7 protein-coding genes are annotated in these 4694 nt (G+C 70.7%); all 7 read right to left on the bottom strand.

Annotation, left to right across the window (positions count from 1 at the left end; genetic code table 11):
- Window positions 1-675: DEAD/DEAH box helicase (locus D471_RS0104110; protein WP_026127396.1), on the bottom strand; the 675-nt coding region annotated here is incomplete at its 3' end.
- Between the two features lie 12 nt (window positions 676-687).
- Window positions 688-1584 carry a diacylglycerol/lipid kinase family protein gene (locus D471_RS0104105; protein ID WP_017597455.1) on the bottom strand — a complete coding sequence of 299 codons (897 nt, stop codon included), beginning with the start codon at window positions 1582-1584 and terminating at the stop codon, window positions 688-690.
- Between the two features lie 87 nt (window positions 1585-1671).
- Window positions 1672-2094 (bottom strand): DUF397 domain-containing protein, encoded by a 423-nt coding sequence (locus tag D471_RS0104100; protein WP_017597454.1) that lies wholly within the window; start codon window positions 2092-2094, stop codon window positions 1672-1674.
- 103 nt (window positions 2095-2197) lie between these two features.
- Window positions 2198-3028: a twin-arginine translocase subunit TatC gene (tatC, locus tag D471_RS0104095; RefSeq protein ID WP_017597453.1), complete on the bottom strand. Its 831-nt coding sequence runs from the start codon at window positions 3026-3028 to the stop codon at window positions 2198-2200.
- 323 nt (window positions 3029-3351) lie between these two features.
- Entirely contained in the window at window positions 3352-3660 is a 309-nt protein-coding gene (tatA, locus tag D471_RS0104090) for a Sec-independent protein translocase subunit TatA (protein WP_017597452.1), read from the bottom strand.
- Between the two features lie 66 nt (window positions 3661-3726).
- Window positions 3727-3912 carry a hypothetical protein gene (locus D471_RS0104085; RefSeq protein ID WP_026127395.1) on the bottom strand — a complete coding sequence of 62 codons (186 nt, stop codon included), beginning with the start codon at window positions 3910-3912 and terminating at the stop codon, window positions 3727-3729.
- A gap of 87 nt (window positions 3913-3999) precedes the next feature.
- The coding region (locus D471_RS0104080) for a helix-turn-helix transcriptional regulator (RefSeq protein ID WP_017597450.1) at window positions 4000-4694 on the bottom strand (695 nt) is incomplete at its 5' end.

Genomic DNA, 4694 nt, shown 5'->3' with positions numbered 1-4694 from the left:
GGCGAACAGGTCGTGGATCCGGTGGCCCACCATGACGTGCTGCCACAGCGGGACCGGCCGCTTCTCGTCGACGATGACGGTGGTGTCGCCGCGCACCTGCTGGAGCCACTCGCCGAACTCCTCGGCGTTGCTGACCGTGGCCGACAGGGCGACCATCCGCACCGACTCGGGCAGGTGGATGATCACCTCCTCCCACACCGCGCCGCGGAAGCGGTCGGCGAGGTAGTGCACCTCGTCCATGACCACGTACGCCAGCCCGCCGAGGGTCGAGGACCCCTCGTAGAGCATGTTCCGCAGCACCTCGGTGGTCATCACGACCACCGGCGCCTCACCGTTGACGCTGTTGTCGCCGGTCAGCAGCCCGACCTGCTCGCTGCCGTAGCGGCTGACCAGGTCGTTGTACTTCTGGTTGGACAGCGCCTTGATGGGCGTGGTGTAGAAGCACTTGGTGCCCTGGCTCAACGCCAGGTGGACGGCGAACTCACCGACCACGGTCTTACCCGATCCGGTGGGCGCGGCGACCAGGACCCCGTGACCGTACTCCAACGCCTTGCAGGCACGGACCTGGAAAGGGTCGAACTCGAACCCGTAGAGCCCCTGGAAGGCCTCGATCGCGGCGCTGGAGGCGCTCTTGCGCCGACGGAAGGCGGCGTACCGCTCAGCGTGAGTACTCATATGCCTCTCAGACTATGAGGTCAAGTCCAACATCTCGACCGCGCCCGAGACGACGTCACAGACCAGTGGCGGAGGGCCGATCCGCTCACCGTCGGCGTAGACGGCGCCGGCCTCCCCGCGGATGGCGACCGAACGGCCGCGCTCGACCACGACCTGCTCCAAGCCGGTGTGACCGCCGCTGAACACCAGCGGGAAGAGCCGCACGAACCGCGACAGCGGAGCCGCCCGGAGGAACACCACGTCCAGCAGTCCGTCGTCGGGGACCGCGTCGGGACAGATGTGCATGCCGCCCCCGTAGGCGCTGGTGTTGCCCACCGCCACCAGCATGCCCGGCTCCTCGATCCGGCGCCCGTCCACGTCGACGGTGAAGTCCGTGGGGGTGAAGGAACGCAGCTCCGACAGCAGACCCACCACGTATCCGGCCCGGCCCACACCGAACCGGAAACCGTTCACCCGCTCGTTGACACGGGCGTCGAACCCGCAGGCCAGCACACTGAGGAAGTACCGTTCGGCGCCGTCGTCCAGCCGCAGGCGCACCGCGTCGGTCGCACGCGTGCGCCCGGCCAGGATCGCGGCCGCGGTGTCGCGCGTCGACCTTCCGGGACGGCCGAACGCCCGCGCGATGTCGTTGCCGGTCCCCGCGGGGATCACCGCCAGCGGCACCCCGGTGCCCACGACCCCCTGCACCGCCTGGTGGACCAGCCCGTCACCGCCCACCGCCACCAGGGCGTGGGGGCGATCGGCGGCCGACAAGCGGGCCAGACGCCGGCTGTCGGCGGCGGAGTGGCCGACCAGGACGCGAACGTCCGCGCCCGCCTCACGCAGGCGTTCCTTGAGCCGGACGGCGGTGACGGCGGCGCGGCCCCGTCCGGAACGGGGGTTGACCAGAAGGTCGATCTCGGGGGTCATCAACAGGTCCTTGTGCTACCCGGGGAACTGAGGGCGCACGGGCGGCCGGGGCCGGGCACGCCCTCGCGCCCGGGCGTGCCCGGCCCTTCAGGACCCGCTGGTGCGGGCCTGCTCGGCCTCCTCGCGCTGGCGGCGATGGTACTCCTCCATCGCCTCCGGCGTGTTCAGGGGGGAGGGCACCCAGGCGACCTCGACGTCGACCTCGCGGTTCTGGATCCGCCGCTCCTCCTCCGTGAGGTACTCCTCGGGGATGTCGAACTCCCCGTCGCGGGCGCCCAGGACGAACGCCTCCCACTCCGCCGGGGTGAAGAACAGCGTGCCCTTGTCCGGCGACTTGCCGTCGCGCACCGCGCGGAAACCGTCGTCGAACGTGGCGACCTCGACGATGGCCTCGGACTCCTCCTTGGACAGCGAGGACCGCATCCACACCGCGTGCGTGGTGTCGTGCCACTTCTCGTTGCCCATGGCCTCGGGGGGAAGCTCACGCTTGGCTGGGGACTGCTCACTCATCGCTTTGGCCCTTCACAACATCCGATCGTTCCCCGGGGCCGGCCCGGGGCGCCGGAACCGCACCGTCCGGTCCCCGCCAGACCCTAGCGTGTCGCGGGCCCGCTCAACGGCGCTTGGAGGACTTCTCCTCCACGTCCGGCTCGTCCAGGTCCGAGGGCGTGTCGTCGAGCTCGGAGATCTCGTCGTCGTCCAGGTCCGCGAGCGGGTCGTCACGGCGCTTGCGCCGGTCGTTGAGGAAGGCGAACAGCTCGGCGAGCTCGAACAGGACCACCAGCGGAACGGCCAGCGCGAGCATCGAGATCGGTTCCGCCGGGGTGATGACCGCCGAGATCGCGAAGGCGCCGAAGATGATGGCCCGGCGCCACTTGGCCAGGGCCGCGTGCGGCAGGATCCCGGCCAGGTTGAGCAGCGCGACCAGCAGCGGCATCACGAAGCCCAGGCCGAACATGACCATCATGATGACCATGTAGTCCAGGTACTGGTCGACGGTCAGCATCGGGTCGGCGTCCTCGGGCAGGAACCCGAACAGGACGGTCAGCGCGAGCGACGTGATGTTGTAGGCCAGCACGGCGCCGCCGATGAACAGCAGCGCGGCGAGCGGGACGAAGATGTAGGCGTACTTCTTCTCCCGGGTGTGCAGGGCCGGGGCGACGAAGGCCCACAGTTGGTACAGCCAGACCGGCGCGGACACCAGGGCGCCGACGAAGATCCACACCTTCATCGCGACGAAGAACGCGTCGAAGGGGCCGGTGACGATGAGCGAGCAGCCCTCGGAGTCGAACGCCGACGACTCCGGCAGGGAGCAGTACGGCGCGGTGAGGAAGTCCCACACCTGCTGGTAGAACACGTACCCGACGACGGCGCCCAGGGCGAGGCCGATCAGTGCCTTGGTCAGGCGGCCGCGCAGCTCACGCAGGTGGTCCATGAGCGGCATCCGGGCCTCCGGATTGCCCGCCCGACCTCGTGCCCTCATCGTGTGGTCACTCTCTCTCGTCCGGTTCCGCCCCGGGCGGACGGAACCCCGCTTACTCCATCAGCCGCGTGCCGGCCCCGGGACCGCGCACGGTCCCACGGACGGGTGCCGCCCGCGGTGATCCGCGAAGGACACGGGTCCGGACCGGCACCCTCGGGGCCGGTCCAGGAGGTCGCGCCCTGGGCGGTGTTCTTCGGGTCCTGCCGCTTCGCTTCGGACCGTGTTCGAGCGCCCGAACGGTAACCCCCTCGGGTGACCGTTCCAAGGAACGGGCCCTCAGTTCCCTAGTTACCGTAGGTGCGGGGCTGGGGCTCACCGGACTCGTTGACGATCCGCTGGCCGGGGGGAAGCTGCGGGTACCCCTGGTGCTGGGCCTCGGCGTCGTTCCGCTGCGCCGCCTGCGGGGCCTCCTGCTGCTTCTTGTCGTCGCCGGACTCGTTGTTCTCCTCGTCGATCAGGCCCTTGCTCTCGGCCTTGAGGATGCGCGCGCTGCGGCCCACCGACCTGGCGAGGTCGGGAAGTTTCTTGGCTCCGAACAGCAACACGGCCAGGACCACCAGAATGGCGATGGTGGGTCCGTTGATGGCTCCCATGGTTCTACCTCTCTGTGGGGCGCAACCGAGCGCCTTCGATGGTACGCGTCCCGCGCTTCGCGGACATCACGTCGACGTTCCGCTCAGGTTGACGCGTTCGCGTAGGTCGGCTGTGCTCGCCTGGTACGCGCCCGTGGCCCGATCCACCTCGGCGGAGAGCGTGCGCGCGTGTCGGAGCGCCCTCGCGGCGAGGGCCCCGACGACGACGGCCCCGGCGAGAACCGTGCCGAAAAGGACAGCGAGGGCGATCATGCCCACCACCATATCCCTTCTGTCATGACCTGCACCCCACCCCCTGGTGAACAGGAGGGAGGTCCCGCCGCCGGAAACCCAGGAGGACTACCGGTGCGCGCCCGCGCCGTAGTGCGCCAGCGCCCGCCCCGCCTCGGCTCGCACCTCCTCGGCGACCTCGGCCGGGGCCGCCACCCGGCAGGCGGGCCCCAAGCCCAGGGCGAGCCGCACCACCCACGCGGGCGCGGGCGTGCGCAGCGTCGCGCGGACGCCTCCCCCGGGCAGCTCGGCCACCGACTCGCACACGTAGTCCTCGGTGACCCACCGCGCGGACGGCTCCAGGTCGAGGGTGACCACCGTGTCGCGCTCGGAGCGCTGCAGCACCCCCGCCGACAGGTCCCGGCGCCCCACCCCCTCGGGCACCCGGGCCGCGTGGGGCAGGACGCTCAGGTCCAGGACCCGGTCCAGACGGAACAGGCGCACATCCCCGCGCAGGTGGCAGTAACCCTCCAGGAACGGGTACCCGTCCTGCACGACCAGCCCCATCGGATCGACGTCACGCTCGGTCACCTGGTCCAGATAGCCCGACAGATAGCGCAGGTGCAGGCGCTGCCCGGAGGCCAGCGCGTCGGCGCAACGCCGCTGTGTGTCGGCGACCTGCTCGTCCACCTCCACCCGCACCTGCACCGCGTCGGCCAGCGACGCCACCGCGGCCCCCGCCGCCGCGCGCAGCTTCTCCCCCACCCGCTTGAGCGCGTCGCCCTCCAGGCCCTGCGCCTCGGGCAGCGCCTCCAGCAGTGACA

Origin of the sequence: Nocardiopsis lucentensis DSM 44048 (assembly GCF_000341125.1) — a bacterium.
Classification (GTDB): domain Bacteria; phylum Actinomycetota; class Actinomycetes; order Streptosporangiales; family Streptosporangiaceae; genus Nocardiopsis; species Nocardiopsis lucentensis.
Note: the sequence above shows the minus strand (reverse complement) of the source record. Positions and strands in the feature narration are given on the sequence as shown.

What these genes read in the sequence shown, in the direction of transcription:
- D471_RS0104100 (WP_017597454.1), bottom strand. Translation starts at nt 2,094, where the DNA reads ATGAGTGAGCAGTCCCCAGCCAAGCGTGAGCTTCCCCCCGAGGCCATG.
- D471_RS0104085 (WP_026127395.1), bottom strand. Translation starts at nt 3,912, where the DNA reads ATGATCGCCCTCGCTGTCCTTTTCGGCACGGTTCTCGCCGGGGCCGTC.
- tatC (WP_017597453.1), bottom strand. Translation starts at nt 3,028, where the DNA reads ATGCCGCTCATGGACCACCTGCGTGAGCTGCGCGGCCGCCTGACCAAG.
- D471_RS0104105 (WP_017597455.1), bottom strand. Translation starts at nt 1,584, where the DNA reads ATGACCCCCGAGATCGACCTTCTGGTCAACCCCCGTTCCGGACGGGGC.
- tatA (WP_017597452.1), bottom strand. Translation starts at nt 3,660, where the DNA reads ATGGGAGCCATCAACGGACCCACCATCGCCATTCTGGTGGTCCTGGCC.